We start from the raw sequence: 19,794 nt of genomic DNA, 5'->3' as shown, positions 1-19,794 counted from the left end.
TAAAAGCTAAAAACAATAAGGGATAAACCGTTTTGGTGTTTATCCCTTTATTTTTTCATTAATCCATCACAGGAATGCCGGCGCGCTGCTCGGCTTGCTTGGCGATAGCCTCGGTCATCCCTTGAAAGATAAACAGATGAAACGGCAACATAGCCAGCCAATAGGCCAATCCCCACGCGCCCTGTGGGTGCCAATGGGCGGTTACGCGAATGCGCGTTAGCCCTGACTCTTCGGGAAGAATCAGAAACTCTAATCGCCCCACACCCGGCGCTTTCATATTAAACAGCAAATCTAACCGCCGCCCTTCATCAACGCCCAAAATTTGCCAAGAATCGAGCATATCGCCTTTCACAAATTTATCCGGATTGGTTCGACCGCGCGTTAACGCTGGCCCGCCAATCAGATGATCCATCCACTCACGGATCACCCACAGCTCATTCATGTAAAAGTATCGCTGTTCGCCACCGAGTAATTGCAGCTCTTGCCACACCGTATCGGTACTGGCTAAACAGAGCGCTTCGCCACTGGCGGTGCGATCGTAAAAACCATATTCAGGATGACGCCAGCGTAGCCCTAACGGGGTTTCCTGCCCTTGCTGCTCCGCACCAAGTTTTTGCTCCAACGCCAAACTTTCCGCCAGCGCCTGATCAAAGCTCAGCAAGGTTTGTGGCAATAGCGCACGTAACGCCGCATCATCGGCAGGAATATCGTGTTTAAGCCCGCCGACTAACGCTTTTGCCACCGGTTGCGGTACCGAGGTGACAAACTGCAACCACCACGCCGATAATTTCGGGCTCAAAAACGGCACCGGAATAATCGGGCAACGCTTACCAATGTGCTCGGCAAATTTCTGTAACTGCTGCTGGTAACTGAGCAATTCTGGGCCAGCAGCATTGAAAATCTGTCCTTCGATTCCCTCAGCTTCAATCAGACCGGTCAAATAGTAGAGCAAGTTCGACAGCGCAATCGGGGGCGTACGCGAACGCACCCACTTAGGTGTGACCATTAATGGCAGGTTATAAACCAGATCGCGCATCACCTCGAACGCGGCAGAGCCAGGCCCGATAATGATCCCCGCCCGCAGTTCAACGGTTGGGACTCCTGAAGCTCGAAATAGCTCACCGCAATAACGGCGCGAATTAAGATGTCGACTGTGGCAAGATTCGGGCTGAATCGCCCCAAGGTAGATGATGCGTCGTACCCCCGCCTTGTGCGCTGCCGCCGCAAAGTTCTTCACCCCTTGCTGCTCTAAACGGTGAAATTCAGCGCCTGAGCCCATGGCATGCACCAGATAAAAAACGGTGTCGATGCCGGTTAATGCAACCTGTAAGGTCCGCGGTTTGAGGCTGTCGGCCAGACGAAACTCCACGCCCTCTGGCAAACGGCACGGACGCCGTGCTCCTGCCACCACCTGATACCCCTGCGCTTGCAGATGTGGGACAAGGTAAGATCCGATATAACCCGCCGCGCCCATAACCAGACACTTTCTCATGCCACACTCCCTTTGCAAATTCAGCTCTACCATAAAGCAAAATGGGTGAATTCAGAACGACTCTTGTTGTAAAGATTAACAGATGAAAAATGTCGTGATCACAAACGATTAAGGAAAACGGATACAACTCGCCCACTCGCCCTAAAGAGAGTGAACGGAAGAGGATTAACAAGCAGATAAAAAACTGACGCCCCCATTAACACATTCGCCAATTAGCTTAATGGTTAAAGGACGCGCCAGTTTTCACGATTTGAATTTTCTATGCTGGAGTTTCTATGCGAGTAGACTTAGTTAATCACCCACAAATCCATAAATTGGTTAACCGGAATCGCGGCAAACGCGTCCAACGAATTTGTAGCGTTTGCAGAGTGTCCGAGATCCCCCTTGTTGGCGTCGTCTACACCGCACTGAGTCAGAATACGCGCACATTGTGCCGCCGGGAATCGAGTTTGCAAGCTAGCGCGAAATTTGGCCAGCAATAACGGGATGCCCTCTTCCCGACGACGACGATGCCCGACCGGATATTCCACCGCAACTCGCTCACTGCATGAGCCATCGCGATAAAAAATCTGCACCGCATTGGCAATCGAACGTTTACTCGGGTCAAGATAATCGCGGGAATAGGCACTGTCTTCGCGTACCACCATCTTCTCACGCAGCGCATCAATGCGCGGGTCAGCACGGTGGAATGCATCTTCGTAATGCTCGGCGGTCAACGTACCATACAACAACGGCACTGCAATCATGTACTGCAAGCAGTGATCACGATCGGCGGGATTAGCCAGCGCGCCAGTTTTGGAAATAATCCGCACAGCTGACTCATGGGTCGTCACTTCAATACGTTCAATATCTTCAATGCCCGGTTGTTCACTACCACGCTGAGAAAGATAACGCGATGATTCGTTACGGTGTAACGTTACCGCGCACTCCACGGCAGTTTGCGCATGGAATTCTGCCGGATACGAGATTTTAAACAGCACATTTTCCATCACGTAAGACGCAAAAGGCTGACTCACTCGCAGTGGTTCACCATGCATCAACACATCGCAAAAACCCCAGCGCGGCGCACTGAGCACCGACGGTAAGCCCATTTCCCCTTTCATGGTGATCATCGCCAAACGTACCGCGCGTGAAGTGGCGTCACCGGCCGCCCACGATTTACGTGAACCTGCATTCGGTGCATGGCGATAAGTCCGTAATGCGCCGCCATCGGCCCACGCTTGTGATAAAGCATCGATCACCTGCTGACGATCACCGCCTAACAGCCATGTCACCACCGCCGTGGATGCCACACGCACCAGCAACACGTGGTCCAACCCGACACGGTTAAAGCTGTTCTCCAAGGCCAATACGCCTTGAATCTCATGCGCTTGAATCATGGCCACCAGCACATCGCGTAAAGTCAGTGGAGCGTTGCCTTGCGCCACGGCTTTGCGGCTCAAATAATCAGCCACCGCCAAAATAGCCCCTAAATTATCAGAGGGATGCCCCCACTCGGCAGCCAACCACGTATCGTTGTAATCCAACCAGCGGATCATGCAGCCGATGTTAAATGCGGCGGTGACCGGATCCAGCTCGTGTGACGTCCCCGGAACACGCGCACCGTGGCGCACGGATGTGCCCTCCACCAGCGGCCCCAAGTGCTTGGTGCATTCAGGGAACCGCAGCGCGAGTAATCCGCAGCCGAGCGTATCGAGCAAACAATAACGCGCCGTGGCTAATGCTTCGGCGGATGGCTCGGTGCAATCCATCACATAATCGGCAATTTGGCACAGTAAGGCATCTGGCGCTGGTCGCTGGTTTATTTCCGCTTGATTGATTCCGTGCATGGTTGAACTCCTTGTCGGGTATAGCGTTTATGCGTGATAAGATATTGATATTAGATATTTTTACTACAGCGCGCGTTCTTGCTATTGAAAACAGCCAATCACTGGATGATGACTTATATTGATAGTCTTGGATCTTCTCATCCATCAATTAGCGCTCTACCTTATCGCTCAGCCAAGGGCAACCAACTGCGCGGCTCAGGGCCGATATAATCAGCGCTGGGGCGGATAATGCGATTATTAGCGCGCTGCTCGAAAATGTGCGCCGACCAACCAGTTACCCGACTGAGCACAAAAATGGGGGTGAACAACAGTGTGGGAATTTTCATAAAGTGATACGCACTGGCATGGTAGAAATCGGCGTTCGCAAACAGCGCTTTTTCACGCATCATCACCGTCTCAATACGCTCAGATACTGGGTAATAGCGGGTGTCTCCAGTTTTCTCTGCCAGCTTTTGCGCCCATGCTTTGATTAAGGCATTGCGCGGATCATGGGTTCGATAGATGGCATGACCAAATCCCATGATTTTCGCCTTCGTCGCCAGCATGTCTAAAATCCCCTGCTCGGCGTCTTCTGCGCTGGTGAACCGTTCAATCATCTCCATGGCCGCTTCATTCGCGCCGCCATGTAATGGCCCTCGCAATGTACCGATCGCCGCCGTAATAGCCGAATGATAATCAGACAGCGTTGACGCACACACGCGTGCGGCAAAGGTCGAGGCATTAAACTCATGCTCGGCATACAAAATCAGGGAACAGTGCATGGCTTGTACAAATTCAGGATCAGGGCGATAGCCGTAAAGCAGATGCAGGAAATAGCCGCCAGTGCTGATTTCTGGCGAATCAGTGCGAATTCGCACATGCTGGTGGCTAAAGCGGTACCAGTAGCAAATCATGGCAGGCAACACGGCCAATAAGCGTTCGGCAGCGTGCACTTGTTGCGAAAAATCAGTTTCCGGCTCCAAATTCCCCAGCACGGAACAACCGGTACGCATCACATCCATCGGATGCGCGGAGGCAGGAATGTGTTCTAAGACTATGCGCAGTTTTTCCGGCAAGCCACGTAATGCCACCAGATGTTGGCGATAGGCTTCTAGCTCTTGCTCGTTGGGCAAATGGCCGCGCAGCAGTAAAAAGGCCACTTCCTCAAAGCAGGCAAAACGCGCCAAATCGCTGATGTCATAACCGCGATAGGTTAATCCAGTACCACTTTTCCCGACGGTACAGAGCGCTGTTTGCCCTGCACTTTGTCCGCGTAATCCTGCGCCACCCAGCGCTGCCGATGTTGGAGAGCTTGTCATAATCCATTCCTTCCGTATCAGTGAGAACTGCATATTCGGAGAGGCAGACCAGGACATCCGATGCCTGTAGGTTCAGGGCACCGCCGCGCTGCGCTCTAGATGTCATACTCGTTATGCTTTAAATATATTCAGAATTAAGTACCGTTATTAAAGGGCGCTTTTTTCGGCATCTTGGCTGAATAACCGGTCTAAGGTTTGCTCATAGCGCAAGTAATCCAGATAGTGGTATAGCTCGGCGCGCGTTTGCATTTGATCCACAAGCGCGACCTGCGATTGCGCCTGCGCTAAATGCTGATACACCCTCTCTGCCGCGCGGTTCATGGTGCGAAAAGCAGTTAAGGGATACAGCACCATCGCCACGCCCTGCTCGCCCAACTCTCGACATTCAAACAACGGGGTTTGCCCAAATTCAGTGATATTCGCCAGTACCGGCACACCGACAGCCGAGGCAAAACGCCGGTATTGCGCTAAGGTTTGCATCGCCTCAGGGAAAATCATGTCAGCACCAGCTGCCACACAAGCCAATGCGCGCTCAATGGCCGCATCCATGCCCTCAACGGCTAAGGCATCGGTACGCGCCATAATCACAAAATCAGGATCGGTGCGTGCATCCACGGCGGCGCGAATGCGATCCACCATTTCTGCCTGACTCACAACCGCTTTATTCGGGCGATGGCCGCAGCGTTTCTGACTCACCTGATCTTCAATATGCACCGCCGCCGCGCCAGCGCGCTCCATCTCGCGAATAGTGCGGGCAATATTGAGCGCGCCGCCAAAGCCAGTATCAATATCCACCAGTAGCGGTACATCGGTCACCGCAGTAATACGACGCACATCCGTCAGCACCTCGTCTAATGAGGTCATGCCTAAATCCGGTAATCCAAATGAGGCGTTCGCAACCCCAGCACCAGACAAATACAGTGCTTGATGACCTGATTGCGCCGCCATTAAGGCGCAATAGGCGTTCACGGCGCCTACAATTTTAAGGGGGCCACCATGATTAGCATTACCTTGCGCGACTGCGTGACGAAAACGCGCGCCGGGCGATTTTCCTTGCTTCAGACCGTCTCGGATGGACATCAGCATCTCTCCTTGTCGCTGTCAGTGTTGTGGATAATTAGGCCAGTTGCTGCTCAATCAGCTTGCGACTGCGCGCAATATGGCGACGCATCAGCAGCTCTGCCAGTTCCCCATCGGCGGCGGCTACCGCCATTAAAATCTGGCGATGTTCTTCTAATGCCGCTTGCGGACGGGAATGGCTAGTCGGTGCCTGACTGCGGTACATGCGTAATGGGTGGTACAACTCATCGCATAACAGCGTAATCAAACGACGATTCGCGCTGGCGTGAATAATCCGGTAGTGAAAGTCAAAATCGCCCTGCTGATGGAAATAAGACGCACCATCAACATCACGAATGTAGTCACAATGGGTATTCAGCAATTGCTGTAAGGCTTGCAATTGCTCAGGGGTAATATTTTCTGCCGCCAACCGCGCCGCCATTCCTTCGAGCGCCTCGCGCACGGCGTACAATTCACTTAAACGCGCCAGTGACAACGTCACAACGCGTGCGCCGACATGTGCCACCCGCTCGACCAATCCCAGCGATTCCATCTTCATCATGGCTTCACGCAGCGGCCCACGGCTCACCCCAAAACGGCGTGCCAGCTCGGGCTCAGACAGCTTGCTTCCGGCAGCTATTTCACCGCTGACAATTGCCTCACGCAAACTGTCGGTCAGACTTGCAGCTTTAGTGGCATCACGCAGTGGCAAGGTCAGCATCTCCGTAGCATGCGCTGCTGCGTAACTCGACGGGTGCTCAACCGTTACACGCGAAGATGTAGAAAATGAAAGTGATGAAGAGGACGACGCCATCCTGCGCTCCTGTCGACACGGATTCAGCAGCGCATGAGATTATGCAACTGCACCCGTACTCTGATGCTTAATTAAGCATCAGTAATGCAGTAACTCAAGAAAATTGTCGACAATATAGACTAAAGTCTCAGCGCCGATGCATGACTAGCACCGACGCTTATATCGGAGAGATTTACAGGGTTGGCCGTGCTTTTATAGAGCCAGTTATAGAACTGGTTACAGAACCATTTACAGGACTATTTACAGGACATAGCGCAAGCGCAGCGCCGTTTGCTCGACCGGTGACAGAGCCAGCCACTGCGCCCGAATATCCGCAGCTTCTTGCGGGTAATCCGTGATCAGCACATCCGCCCCCAGCGCCAGCATCCGGATCATCTGACGTGGATTGTTGACAGTCCACACATGCACTTGCTTGCCACCTTTGTGTGCACGCGCGATAAACTTCTCATTCGCCACACTCTGATTCACGGCCAAAAACTGGGTATCGGCTTTAATCGGATCGCCAATAGACTGCGTCACAATCAATCCGGTACGAATTGATGGATCAAGTTTTCGCACCTCTTCGATGGCTTTGGCTTCCAAAGAAGTAATTACCACCTGCTGGGTCATCCCCTCTTTTTGCAGCATCGCCACTACCGCCGCCGCCAATGTCGGATCTGGACGGTTGTATTTAAGCTCGATATTCAGACCGATACGCCCACGCGCCTCATCCAACATTTGGCGTAATGTCGGCACAGGTTCACCACGAAATGCTTCGCTATGCCAAGCACCAGCATCGCGCTGTTGGATCTCTTCGTGGCTCAATTCGGCAACGCGCGCCGGATCGCCAGCAATACGCATCAAATCCGCATCGTGCAGCACCACCAATTCACCATCTGCGGCCGTTTGCACATCAATTTCAGCATAATCGGCTTTCTCAGCAATGGCTTGGCGCAATGCCGCCACGGTGTTTTCTGGGCCTCGCGCAGCCCCCGCACGGTGCGCGGTGATCAGAATTTCATCGCGCTGCGGCTCGCCACTCAGTGCATAAATGCCCAATCCGAGCATCACTACAAATGCACCGGTCAACACGCCGCCTAAGGTGCGCACCGACAAATCGGATGCCTGCTTCACCGCTTCGCGTCCCAAACGCTCCAAGCCAGCCGGTTTTTCGCCAAAATCACGATACAACAATTGGATAATGTACGCTTCGCCAAACATCCCCAGCAATGACCAACCGGCACTGAGCATAAACACCAGCGCGGAGACTAACGCCAGAAACGTCACCTCGGCAGACAGATTAAGAGCTAATTGATCCAGTAGCTGATCGGCGCTCCAGGAAATCAAGCGGATCAGCGGATACGCCACTGCGCCAACCCACAACCACCAGCCACCCGCGCGCCACACAATCGCCATTTCATGGCCCGCGCTCAACCGCCAACTACGGCGCAATGCCGTCACCACATTTACCGGCTCACTAACCATAATGGTCAACGCAAACGCCGTTCGCGCCCACAAATGCAGCACCAAGATGGCATAACCGAGCGCTAATACAGCGCCGCCGCCGAGCGCCAAATACCACTCCATCGGTTTGTAATAGAGGTAGTAATTGATGTCATGCCCTTGCAGCAACAGGCTAAACAGCAGGTAACCCAAACCGGCAAAAGGCACACTGAGCGCCAGCAGCGTCACGGCATACAAGATCCCTAAGCGCAGAAATACGGGTAAGCGACCAAGAGCAAACACCAATGCGCGCACCGGTCCAATCGGGTAACCGTACAATCCGGAGGCGGCCAAAATCGTCACCCCAGCACGCTGGGTAAAAAACAGCGTAAAGCCACTGCACAGCGCCGTCAGAATGAACAAACCGCCATAGGGCGATATGGCAAAATCCACCAAATCGTAATTGGTGATTGTGACATTACCGCTACGGGCAATCAGATGATTCAGCAACCAGCCGAACGCCGGCACCATCACCCCCGCAGAAATCAGGGCAAAGACCAGCTCAAACTCGATCAGTTTTCTGCCGCAAGTTCGGATAGCTCCGAGCGTTTGCCGCCAATAATGGCGCTTGGGATACAACATGCAGACTCCTGTACACGAAATTCAAACACGCCACAGGTCAGCATCCTTATGCCAACAGCGTTGCCGCGTGTATGCGCGATTTTACCCGATTACAGCACTCTAACCTGCAGAGTCTGAACCGCGTATTAACCATTATGCACGGGAGATGATATGGAGAGGAGATTAAAATAAGGGATGGGAAAACACGTGGAATGATGGAAAGCTAATGCGCAGTAATAAACGGTACAGTCGTAAACAGGGAAAGCCATAAAGAAAAGGCGAAGGAGTCTCGCTCTCCCTCGCCTTTATCAATCAAGTGACTCAGTTTATTGGCTAAATTGAGCCACCTCATCAAGTTGCATTATGTTATCGCGCCACTCTTTTGCTTTTGCGCTAAATTACGGCTGCTGACGTGTTGCCGCCAGAACGATTTCACGGATACACAACGATTGTGGTTGCTCGTAAGCAAAGCGGATCGCCTCGGCAATTTGCTCAGCTTTCACTACGCCGCCCATCTCCGTTTTCCACGCTTCATAGCCTTCTTTGATGCTATCGCTGGTGGTATGAGACAGCAGCTCAGTTTCTACCGCACCTGGTGCGATGGTGATGCAACGGACATTGTCCATCGCCACTTCTTCACGCAGCCCTTCGGTAATCGCATGTACCGCAAACTTGGTACCGCAATACACGCCGTGGTCAGGGAAGGTTTTACGACCAGCAATCGAACTGATGTTGATGATGGTGCCGCTCTTACGCTCGCGCATCCCTTTCAGTACGGCATGGATCCCGTTCAGCAAACCGCTCACGTTAACATCCAGCATTTGTTGCCACTCTTTCGGATCTTGCTCGGCCATATTACCCAGCAGCATCACACCGGCATTGTTAATCAGTGCATCGACCGGACCGAACTGCGCTTCGGCCTGCGCAATCGCCGCTTTCACCGCTTCACCATCAGTGATGTCAACCTGACAGCACAGGGTGTTTGGCAGATTCAGCGCTTGCAGACGATCAACACGACGCGCCAACAGCAGCAATGGGTAACCGCGAGATGACAGCAGACGCGCAGTGGCGGCACCGATCCCAGAGCTTGCACCGGTGATCACGATCAGGGATTTAGAGTCTTTCATGGCTACCTCAATTAAATATTTCAAATAAATTGCAGTGATGCCTCAAAACAGCTCAAGACATCACGTGAGAGACACGGTATTAAACAGCGCCCTATAAACAAGAGTAATCGCATAATCTGTGTCTGCTCGATGTGGCGTACTATATCCCCGTAAGAAATGAGACTGAAATGGGAAAAAACACTGACAAACATAACTAAAACCTATGACAAAAGCCTCTATCACTCTCTGCGGACGCCTGAAAAAGATTGCTAGCTGTCGCAATATTGGCCTGTTTGATTACCATGCGAACAATATTTCGCCACACCTCAACGATATAGCGAAAACAGACCGTACAAGATTTATAGCAACGAATTTCTCGCCCCATAAATGACGCATTTTTCACCAAATGAAAGCAAGTTACGCCCACAGTGATAATCAATACCGATAGCAAAATAAGGTGAATGGCATTTTTGCGGTATATCGCCCCGAGAAATTTGATACAATCTGGCGATACAAGCCGATTAGAAATAAAAAACAGTTATCACTATGGATTACCGTCTGTTGCGTGCGTTTACCGCCGTGTTTGAAGAAAAAAATATGACTGCCGCCGCGCAGCGTTGCCACGTATCACAACCGGCTTTATCAGCCAGCATTCGCCAGCTAGAAGAGCAGCTCAATGTCACCCTGTTCATTCGGCAACCCAAAGGCGTCGCACTGACGGATGAAGCCCGCCGACTGTATCCGAGCGCCCGCCGCTTGGTGAATGAATTGCAAAACCTGCCCACGCTGTTTGCACAGCAAGGTGGTGCGGTGAGTTTGTCAGTGGGGTTGATGGCCGATCTGGGGCAATACTGGCAAAGCCAATTGATAGCCGAGTGCTATGCTGCCCTTCCCGGATTACAACTGACATTGCTACAAGGCTGCGCTGGTGATATGCGCATTGATCGCGATGACGCCCTGTGTGACGATGACCTGTTCTTCCCTCTGCTGGATGATGCCTACCATCTGGCCGTTTCAGCACGACATCCCTTTGCGCAGCTAGTGCGGGAAGCAATAAGTTCGGAGCAATCGCTGACGCTGGCCGACGTTCCCGCACAAGAATGGTTGGCCTGCCACGCCAGTGCCAGTTATCAGCGTATTATGGGCGTGTTGTCGCAGCACTCACTGGTGTTAACCCCCAAAGGCACCACCGACAACCACCAGCAATTGGCCGCTATGCTTAATGCGGGTTTAGGTATTGGGCTGCTGCCACAAAGTTTGTTAGCGGATTGGCCGACCTTGCTGCATTGTCCGGTGCCAGAGCTCGCCCTATCGCGTCGCATCGGCTGGTGTTATAGCGTGGAAGCCGCGCGCAATCCGGCCGTTCAGCAAATCATCCAGCATTTTACGCACGGTACGGCAACCGACGCCGAGCCAAGCGAGCCAGAATCGCTACTGCGCTGTTAATCTGCGCACGTATTCACTCACTGCCGGTACCCATATATGGCCGGCGGTGAGTTATTCCTTTTCTTGCTAGTCACTTTACCACATCCATCACCACTGAATTTCTCTCCACGTTTCTCTCCTCTTCCCCCCGATTACACAGTCCACTCGTGCCGAGCGATAACCAAATCATTCTATTTTTTAGAAAAATGAGCGCGATTTTTTGCGCTTTTTCGCACCGATATTTCGCGTAAATTGAATAAACAACGAGGGATGATGTTGCAGTAAACGGAATCCACGACCCCGAATAATGAACGGAGAAACATCATGAGTAAGGTATTGGTTTTAAAATCCAGCATTATGTCTGAACACTCTCAATCCAACCGGATGGCAGACTTCCTGATTGAGCAGCACCAAGAAAAAGGTGACAGTGTCACTGTGCGCGATCTGGTGGCAAACCCAATTCCGATGCTGGATAGCGAAACCGTGGGTGCGCTACGCCCTGCCGGTGAGTTAAGTGAGCGTCAACGTGAAGCGGTAGCGCTGTCAGACCAACTGATCGCCGAGCTCAATGACCATGATGTGATTGTGTTTACAGCGCCAATGTACAACTACAGCATCCCTGTGCAACTGAAAACCTACATTGATATGGTGCTGCGTGCAGGTGTGACCTTCCGCTATACCGAAAACGGCCCTGAAGGTTTGGTGAAGGGTAAAAAAGCCGTGGTCCTGACCAGTCGCGGCGGGATCCACAAAGGTTTACCTTCTGACCTGATCACCCCGTATATGCAAACTATACTCAATTTCATCGGCATTACTGACATTCAGTACATTTATGCCGAAGCGCTGGCATTTGGCCCGGAAGCTGTCGCGCAAGCGCAACATGCCGCCCAGGAAGCAATTGCTGAACTGATGTGACTGGCGTCAGTCACATCCGCTTAATACAAGCAACAACACAATAAGAAAGGCTCCATCGCAATACCGTTTTATTGCAGGACATGCTTTTTACAGACGCATTCAAGGTTGCAGGAATAGAAGGAACATCCCATGAGATTCATTGATTTACTCGCTCGTGCTCTGATGGCACAAATCTTCATCATCGCTGGCTGGGGCAAACTGGGCGCCGGTTATGCCGGAACCGAGGCCTACATGCAATCTGTTGGTTTACCGGGTTTCTTGTTACCGCTGGTGATCTTGTTGGAGCTCGGTGGTGGTATTGCGCTGCTGGTGGGCTTCCAGACACGCCTCATCTCCGCAGCACTGGCGCTGTTCTGTGTGGCAAGCGCTGTGATTTTCCACCTGCATCCACAAGATGGTATGCAAATGATTATGTTCATGAAAAACATCGCAATGGCCGGTGGTCTGCTGATGATGGTGCAATATGGCGCCAGTGCACTGAGCTGGGATCACAAACGCAAATCTGCGTGATAACCGATGAGAAACTAGATCAGATTCTTACTCGAGCCCGCATTGCGGGCTTTTTTTTGTTCTATCAGAACGCTGCCTCTTTTCTTTTTATTTATTCTTTATTTTCAATTAGCTGAACCCTGAATTCATCACTTTTCCCAATTTTATCCACAGAACCTGTGTGTAACTTTGCCGTCATCTGTGAATCATCTGACATTCCATCCGAAAATGTAGCGCTATTTCATCATCGCCATACAAAAGTCTTGCCCAATGTACTTGGGTTCGCTGACTTAAAGCTCCCACAACAGACACAACTCTCGTGCAACATGGCAAAACCCGCAGACTGCGCTAATACTCAGAGCAAGTACCCTACGTACTTAAGTGTGAAATGTGTAGAAAGCGGTATACAACAGAACCGCTGGAGCGAATCAGAGGGTGAAGGCCATGACATCGTCAGCAACATCCGCATCGCCGAACCTGCCGTTACCTTCGTTTGATGAGTTAGTGCGTTTGGCCAAAGAAGACCCGCAAGCCTTGGAAAAGCTGCGTCATGCGCATGCCGAATCGCTAATTAATGCCGCCTCACCACGCTCGCAACCGCATTTGCGTGCTTTGCAAGGCCACATTGACCGCTGCATTTCGACCGGCAAAAATCCTCTGCACACCTGCGTGTTACTGAATCGCTTGCTGATGCGTCAACTCGGTACGTTGCAACAGGTTTTGAACCGCCCTGGCGAGTTTATGGGGCAACAGGCACAAATCCTGCCCTTTGGCCGTAATGCGCGTAACACTGATGCCTCTTCAGTCACTAAAGCATCAACAACACAAACACCGCCTTCGTCCCCCAACGAGCCCGCAACCTAAAGATGCGCTAATTTGAATGAATTACAGATACGATTTGTATGAATAAAGTGCGCAGAAACTTGTCTACCTGACCTATTCCATGCATGATGCTTATCCAGAAAACATCTGCTCGGTCAATCGCCTAGCACGCTTGATACGAGCCAGATGCATACTCTCACTCATCACTCCACGAATCATTACACATCACTTATGACCAATACGGTATTACGCGCCGATCAGGTTAGCGTTGCGCTGAATGGACAGCCCTTGATTGCTCCGTTTTCAGCCGAAATTCGCCGCGCTGAACGCGTCGCGCTAACGGGGATGTCCGGCAGCGGCAAAACCACCCTGCTGGGAATTTTATCCGGTATGTATCCGGCCGACAGCGGTACAGTCTGGCTGTTTGACCAACCAGTGTCTCCGCTCACGCAGCAGGCTATTCGGCAAAAAATCGCCTACCTACCACAGCAGATCCCGCCACTGGATATGCAGGTAGATACTTATCTGGAGCGCTTGCGCAGCTTTAAGCTCAATCAAGCCACCGCCACCACACCGCCAGACATTTGCCAGCCACAAGCGCTGCTGGCCGCACTTGGCTTAGAGCCGGAGACCTTGCAACAGCGCATGGCAGATATCTCTGGCGGACAACGGCAACGTATCGGGCTAGCCGGCTGCTTGCAGCTGAACCGTCCGTTTTTGTTTGCCGATGAGCCCACCTCAGCCTTGGATGCCGATAGCAAGCAGCGCGTGTTTGCCCTGCTCGAGCAATTAGGTTGTACGCTGCTCAGCGTCTCCCATGACCCCGATATGGTGGCCTTCTGCAACCAACATTGGCATATCGAAAACCAACAATTGCAGGTACTGGCGCATGGATGAGTTATTTGTCAGTTGGACCGATGTCGCGCTCGGTGTGTTATTGCTGGGTATTCCGCTGCTTCTCAGCCGCTGGTTACAACTGAAACTGGGCAAAGACATTGTGAAGTCGAGCCTGCGCATGATTGTGCAGCTGGCGCTGATCGGCGTGTATTTGGAATATCTGTTTAAACTGAATAATCTGTGGGTCAACGCTGCATGGCTGCTGGTGATGATGAGCGCCGCCGCCTCCAACGCCATCAAACGCACCCCACTGCCACGTAAGCGCTTATTCTTGCCGGTTTTCGCAGGAATAAGCTGCGGCGCATTGCTGATCCTCGGCTATTTGCTGGTGGTGATTTTGCAGCCTACGCCGTGGTTTGATGCGCGCTTTGCCATCCCGCTAGCCGGTATGTTACTGGGTAATGCCCTCACCGCGAACTATCTGGTGTTAGATCGTTTTTATCGCGCCGTCGTCAACCAACAACCGATGTGGATGATGGATCTGTCGCTGGGTGCAACGCCGTGGGAAGCCGCCTTACCGTACGTCCGCCAAGCTATGCGCTCGGCATGGTCGCCGACAATTTTGTCGATGGCAACGCTGGGGATTGTCTCGTTACCGGGCATGATGACCGGCCAGATTTTGGGCGGTAATAGCCCTTTGTTGGCAATTAAATACCAGATTCTGGTGATGCTCTCACTGCTGGCTTGCACCACTTTGTCATCCACTTTAATGCTGATGATGAGCCTGCGCGTCACACTCACCCCGCAAGGGGTACTCGATCCTGAGCTGGTGAAGCTGTACCGCGAATAACACGCAATAAAGAGAATCACTGCCGGAAAATCGGGTATACCGAAACAAATGAGCCCCAATACTGGGGCTCATTTTGTCTGCGGCAATCAAGATGGTGCTAGTCGCGCATACGCTCCAGCAACACCGCTTGGTCGGCAAACTCAATATAAGGCGTGACATCCATACCGGTATCAAACAGATACTCGGTCAGCAATTTACGGCAAATTGCCAACAGCGGCTCCGGTTGCCACGGTTTTTCAATGTAGTGCTGAATACGCGCTCGGTTCACCGCATCTATAGTGTCTTTGTGAGATGCCTGTCCGGTCAGCAAAATCTTTTTGGTTTGGATAAAGCGCATATCTTGGGCAATATCGGCCAGAAAATCGACCCCGCTTTTGCCCGGCATAATATGATCGGAAATCACTAACGCAATCGGACAACCTTCGGCATCGAGTTCGTCCATTAACCCCGCCGCTTCATCGGCGGACTCACTCTCTTCAATACAGACCCAGTCACTCAGCTTTTCGAGATCTCTGACGACAGCGCTCAGCACATCTCGCTGATCATCCACACAAATCAGATACAGCTTTTCCATTTTGACCTCCTGTAAAATCCCTTTGCTTGTGCCAGCACAGGCTCACGTAGGGTGTTGCGGTTATGCCGCGAAGGCTGATGTTAGTAGCGAAGATAAATAATTAGCTTCGCTACTAGCCTCGATAATGGCTAACTCACCACCAACTCCAGCACACACCCGTTTCGCCTGCCGCAAACACGCAATTATTCATCGTCATCATGGCGTTCTGGCGATGACAGCGGCTCCGCCTGCAGCGGCAACCGAACTCGAAAACGGGTATATTCTGGCGTGCTTTTCAAGAGTAAGTCTCCGCCATAACTCTCCACCAAGCGCTTAACGATATACAAACCCAACCCCAACCCGACCGTTTGCCCTTGGCGACGCGCCGACATGGTTTTGGTCGTAAAATTGGGCTGGAAAATACGCGCCGCCACCTCTTCAGGGATCATCGGGCCATTGTTGGCCAGTGAAATCTGAATCGAGCGTTTACCGGCACGGGTAGAAATTTTGATGGTGGGATCTGGGGTTTGCGCATCTTTCATCGCATCCCAACCATTTTTGATGATATTGACCCAAACCTGCACCAGTTCGGTGGTATTTCCATACAAAGGCGGTAATTGCCCCAGATTCAAATCAACATTAACCTCACGCAAATGACTTTGCAGTAGCGCCAAGGCTTCGCGGACAGATTCATTGACATCAATTCCCCACTGCCGCTGATAATCGCCACCGCCTAACTGCTTCACCGATTTGACGATGCCAGAGGCATGAGACGCCGCCAGTTGCATGTCATAGCAATCACGCCCGATCTCCCAGAGCTGCAACGCGCCCTCGAGCGGCTGTGGTAATTCGGTCGGGATAGCGCCATCATCCAATGCGCGCGCCAAGGTTTTCGCTTGCTCCGGCGCTAACCCAAAACGACGACGCAACTCCGCCGCTTGTTGGCGCACCACCGAGCTTGATGCGGTTTGTCCGGTCTGCTGACCTCGGTCAAACCAACTGATCAACGACGGCGATTTCTCCTGCAGCAAAATCCGCAACACCCCGCTCAGATAATCGGATTTGCGCGCCAGTACTCCGACGGCATTATTCAACTCATGCGCCAAGCCAGCAGCCAGCTGCCCGAGCGTCGAGAGCTTCTCCGCCATATGCAAACGGCGGTTGGCAGCCTCGCGCTCACGCGCCATCTGGCTCAAACGCCATTGCCGACGCTGCAACTCCTCCACGATCACCGGCATAAACTGCTCACTCAAGCTGCCGTGCAATTCAGGATCGACCGGTCGCGTGCGGATATCTATCCACGCCAGCTCAGCCTCCGTCTGCGCGACTACGCGGCTAGAGGCCACCAGTCGATAAGAGAAGAAACTGTGCACCCCGATAAAGGTGCCCGGGCTTGCCAAAAACAGCTCGGCTTGCTCCTCTTCCCCCACATCATCCGGCGCACTGACCGTGGCGATCAGCTGCCCAGAATGCACGTAATAGAGCCGCTCATTGAACTCGCCTTGGTCCATCAGCACATCACCGGGCAGCAAGGTGACCCGCTGCGCCGGATGCGTGAAATAATCGCGGATAATGCGCTCAAACACAGTCGGTTGCGTTGCAGATACGGGCATCAGATCACCCCCAACTGCCCAAGCAGCGCCAACATCATCAAGCACAGCACCACGCCGATGATGCCAAGCCACGTGCCGGTTTTTGCCATTTGTGATGACTCCACCATTCCCGTGGCATGGGCCAGAGCGTTAGGCGGCGTACTGATCGGCAGCGCCATCCCTAAGGATGCGGCAAAAGTCACCGCCAAGATAAGTGTGACTTCATTCAACCCTGAAACCGTCCCCGCCAGCGCCGCCATCAGTGGTAACAACAAGTTGGCCGTGGCAGTGTGTGACATAAAGTTAGCCATGATCAAGGTCAGCGCAACCGCTCCTAACAGCACTGCAACCGCCGGATAGTCAGCAAACGGAATGCTGTGCACCAAGCGTGCCGCTAAACCGGTTTTCTCCAACGCCAAGCCCAGCGCAATACCGCCCGATACTAACCAGAGCACGTCCCACGACATCTTTTTCATGTCATCACGGGTGATCACCCCGGAAGAGACAAACACCGCCACTGGGATCAGCGCCACCACGTAGGAGTTCATGTTGTGCGCACTGCCAAACATCCATAGCAAAACGGTCGCAATAAAGGTGACATACACCAGATAGGCTTTACCGGTTTTCAAAAACTTACCGCGAATCTGAACATCAATTTCTTTTTGTTCCGAAGCATAGAAGGTGTTGAGCAAGATCCAGCTGATAACCAGCATCACCATCACAAATGGCACGCCGAACATCATCCATTCACCAAAGGAAATCGCGTTCTCACCGGTCAAATACTTGAGCGCAACTGCATTCGGTGGCGTACCAATCGGCGTACCAATCCCGCCAATATTCGCCGCCACGGGAATAGACAGTGCAAACGCTACACGTCCGCGATCCCCTGCCGGCAGCGCCGCCAGCACCGGCGTCAAAATCGACAACATCATGGCCGTAGTCGCTGTGTTACTCATAAACATCGAGAACACTGCCGTCACCACCATCAGCCCCATCATCACGTTGCGTGGGTTACGTCCGAACGGTTTGAGCAGAACCCGGGCTAAGTTCACGTCAAGGCGGTATTTGGTCGCCGCCATGGCCAGAAAGAACCCGCCCAGAAACAGCATGATGATTGGCGAGGCAAAGGTCGCCATGATCTCTTGGTAACCCAGCTGGGTGCCGAATGCCAGTTCATCGTTTGCGGGCAATGCCAGCCAAATCGATTTATCGGAGATCAGCAGTAATTCCAGCACGATAATCAGCACTGAAGTGGCATAGATAGGAATCGGTTCGAGGATCCAACAGAGCGCGGCTAAGACAAAAATAGCAATCACGCGCTGCTCGATGGTGGTCAAGCCCGGCATCATAAACCAGTCGGAAGGAGCTAATAAAATGAGGATAAACAACAAAAAGGGCAAGGTTTTGAGCCAAAACCGCCATGAACCGTAGGTTTCTCTATCCATGCGTAACCACCGTCTTTAATAATCCATAAAAAAGTTACGGATATCATCTCAGACTGGGGAAAAATCGCCGTGAGTTATGTCAGAAAAACATAATGAATCAATTAGATATCTATTTTTGGACCAAGCGCACAGCTCGGAACGGCACAATGGAAAACTCCGAACTTGTGCGCAATGAACAGTCAATATCACTACCGCCATAAACCAACTCAGTTATATGACATTGTGATTCTTGGAAAGATGGTTATATATAGCGCGCATAATGTCATGGCGATCTATAATGCCCACCACACGACCATCCAGACAAACCGGATAAATCTTCGGTTTTTGTTGCGCCATCATCTGTGCAATCTCCACCACAGAGTCATCAGGAGCAACCGTCAGGACTTCGGTTCGCATCAAATCAGACACATAGGAAAACTCACTGTTATGGTACGACGCACTGAGCAAGCGTTTGATCATGTCTTGTTCGGAGATAAATCCGGCCAACATACCGTGCGCATCAACCACCGGAGCGCCAGTCAGCTGATTATCCAGCAGAACCTTTAGCGCACCCGTCAGCGTCATTTTGGGTGACAGTGTCACGATCTTGCGATGCATATAATCAGCAACTTTAATGGACTCCATGGCAATCCCCTCTTCTAGCGAAAGAAAACACGGCAGCAAAGAATAATGTTCGGTATTTTCTTCTAAAGATAGACAAGGTTCAGCAGATAACAAAGTCACCAGCCCAGCTTATTTGAACATTGTCGGTGATTTGAGCCGCAACGCGCCGTCAGCACGCAGCAAAATGCGACCACGACACTCTCAACAGTAGCGAGACTCAAGAGTCCATAAAGCCAGTGTATAGTCCGTAAAGTGTGAACCCGATGACCTAGGCAAAGAATTTCACAGACGCACCACTCACCGTGTATCTGGCATCATCCATACTTAAACGGGACTCGTGCCGAGGTTACCGATAGAGATTGAAGTTCAGCATTGATTGGAAAGTATGGCGAGCCGTGTGTAGAAACATGATGTGTAGAAACATTAAGTGACGAGAGTAGATATACCCAAACAACGTTAAGTTGCAGGTGGGCGGCCAGTGAGTGAATCCCCATGAGCATAGGCAAACTACGTGATTGGGGTGAATGAACGCAGCCAACACCGCTGTGGGTTCTGTAGCTGCGGGTTTTCTCGCCAATTCATGAAAATAAATAACATAAATTAGAGCTGTACACCTTTGTTA

The 19,794-nt window shown here is 52.0% G+C and carries 17 protein-coding genes; 6 read left to right on the top strand and 11 right to left on the bottom strand.

Annotation, left to right across the window (positions count from 1 at the left end; translation table 11 throughout):
• Positions 1–58: 58 nt before the first annotated feature.
• From NCTC9997_RS07275 to NCTC9997_RS07245, 7 genes are all read right to left on the bottom strand, one after another.
• Positions 59–1,492 carry a DUF2867 domain-containing protein gene (locus NCTC9997_RS07275; RefSeq protein ID WP_064977714.1) on the bottom strand — a complete coding sequence of 478 codons (1,434 nt, stop codon included), beginning with the start codon at positions 1,490–1,492 and terminating at the stop codon, positions 59–61.
• A gap of 287 nt (positions 1,493–1,779) precedes the next feature.
• Positions 1,780–3,321, bottom strand: coding sequence for a bifunctional 2-methylcitrate dehydratase/aconitate hydratase (locus NCTC9997_RS07270; RefSeq protein WP_064977713.1), 1,542 nt, complete (start codon positions 3,319–3,321; stop codon positions 1,780–1,782).
• Positions 3,322–3,482: 161 nt separating this feature from the next.
• Positions 3,483–4,619, bottom strand: a complete 1,137-nt coding sequence (gene prpC / locus NCTC9997_RS07265; RefSeq protein ID WP_082935504.1) for a bifunctional 2-methylcitrate synthase/citrate synthase — start codon at positions 4,617–4,619, stop codon at positions 3,483–3,485.
• A 147-nt stretch (positions 4,620–4,766) separates the two neighbouring features.
• Complete coding sequence (prpB, locus tag NCTC9997_RS07260; RefSeq protein WP_064978463.1) at positions 4,767–5,699, bottom strand: methylisocitrate lyase; 933 nt, start codon at positions 5,697–5,699, stop codon at positions 4,767–4,769.
• 37 nt (positions 5,700–5,736) lie between these two features.
• Entirely contained in the window at positions 5,737–6,492 is a 756-nt protein-coding gene (locus tag NCTC9997_RS07255) for a GntR family transcriptional regulator (protein WP_197665259.1), read from the bottom strand.
• Positions 6,493–6,732: 240 nt separating this feature from the next.
• On the bottom strand, positions 6,733–8,556 hold the full coding sequence (locus NCTC9997_RS07250) for a glycerophosphodiester phosphodiesterase family protein (RefSeq protein ID WP_064977711.1): 1,824 nt from the start codon (positions 8,554–8,556) through the stop codon (positions 6,733–6,735).
• Positions 8,557–8,933: 377 nt separating this feature from the next.
• Positions 8,934–9,662: an SDR family oxidoreductase gene (locus NCTC9997_RS07245; protein WP_010863525.1), complete on the bottom strand. Its 729-nt coding sequence runs from the start codon at positions 9,660–9,662 to the stop codon at positions 8,934–8,936.
• 525 nt (positions 9,663–10,187) lie between these two features.
• Between NCTC9997_RS07245 and NCTC9997_RS07240 the strand changes: the two genes are divergently transcribed.
• From NCTC9997_RS07240 to NCTC9997_RS07215, 6 genes are all read left to right on the top strand, one after another.
• Positions 10,188–11,087, top strand: a complete 900-nt coding sequence (locus NCTC9997_RS07240; RefSeq protein WP_064977710.1) for a LysR family transcriptional regulator — start codon at positions 10,188–10,190, stop codon at positions 11,085–11,087.
• 303 nt (positions 11,088–11,390) lie between these two features.
• Positions 11,391–11,981, top strand: a complete 591-nt coding sequence (locus NCTC9997_RS07235) for an FMN-dependent NADH-azoreductase (protein WP_064977709.1) — start codon at positions 11,391–11,393, stop codon at positions 11,979–11,981.
• Positions 11,982–12,110: 129 nt separating this feature from the next.
• Positions 12,111–12,491, top strand: coding sequence for a DoxX family protein (locus NCTC9997_RS07230; RefSeq protein ID WP_064977708.1), 381 nt, complete (start codon positions 12,111–12,113; stop codon positions 12,489–12,491).
• Positions 12,492–12,914: 423 nt separating this feature from the next.
• The gene (locus NCTC9997_RS07225; RefSeq protein ID WP_064977707.1) at positions 12,915–13,334 is read left to right on the top strand and encodes a DUF3135 domain-containing protein; all 420 of its coding nucleotides are present in this window, start codon (positions 12,915–12,917) and stop codon (positions 13,332–13,334) included.
• A gap of 189 nt (positions 13,335–13,523) precedes the next feature.
• Positions 13,524–14,189 carry an ABC transporter ATP-binding protein gene (locus NCTC9997_RS07220; RefSeq protein ID WP_064977706.1) on the top strand — a complete coding sequence of 222 codons (666 nt, stop codon included), beginning with the start codon at positions 13,524–13,526 and terminating at the stop codon, positions 14,187–14,189.
• Entirely contained in the window at positions 14,182–14,979 is a 798-nt protein-coding gene (locus NCTC9997_RS07215) for an ABC transporter permease (RefSeq protein ID WP_064977705.1), read from the top strand. The genes NCTC9997_RS07220 and NCTC9997_RS07215 overlap by 8 nt, the downstream gene beginning before the upstream one ends.
• 97 nt (positions 14,980–15,076) lie before the next feature.
• Here NCTC9997_RS07215 and NCTC9997_RS07210 read toward each other — a convergent pair whose 3' ends face one another.
• The 4 genes from NCTC9997_RS07210 to NCTC9997_RS07195 form a co-directional block, all read right to left on the bottom strand.
• Positions 15,077–15,553: a response regulator gene (locus tag NCTC9997_RS07210; protein ID WP_064977704.1), complete on the bottom strand. Its 477-nt coding sequence runs from the start codon at positions 15,551–15,553 to the stop codon at positions 15,077–15,079.
• Positions 15,554–15,735: 182 nt separating this feature from the next.
• On the bottom strand, positions 15,736–17,145 hold the full coding sequence (locus NCTC9997_RS07205) for a sensor histidine kinase (RefSeq protein WP_010863517.1): 1,410 nt from the start codon (positions 17,143–17,145) through the stop codon (positions 15,736–15,738).
• A complete protein-coding gene (locus tag NCTC9997_RS07200; RefSeq protein WP_010863516.1) occupies positions 17,145–18,569 on the bottom strand; it encodes an SLC13 family permease in 1,425 nt (474 codons plus the stop codon). Before NCTC9997_RS07200 ends, NCTC9997_RS07205 begins: the two co-directional genes overlap by 1 nt.
• A 210-nt stretch (positions 18,570–18,779) precedes the next feature.
• Positions 18,780–19,292: a CBS domain-containing protein gene (locus NCTC9997_RS07195; protein ID WP_197665258.1), complete on the bottom strand. Its 513-nt coding sequence runs from the start codon at positions 19,290–19,292 to the stop codon at positions 18,780–18,782.
• Between the last annotated feature and the right edge of the window lie 502 nt (positions 19,293–19,794).

The organism is Plesiomonas shigelloides (assembly GCF_900087055.1).
Lineage (GTDB): Bacteria > Pseudomonadota > Gammaproteobacteria > Enterobacterales > CAMTGL01 > Plesiomonas > Plesiomonas shigelloides.
The sequence above is the reverse complement of the archived record's forward strand: the minus strand, read 5'-3'. Positions and strand labels throughout refer to the sequence as shown.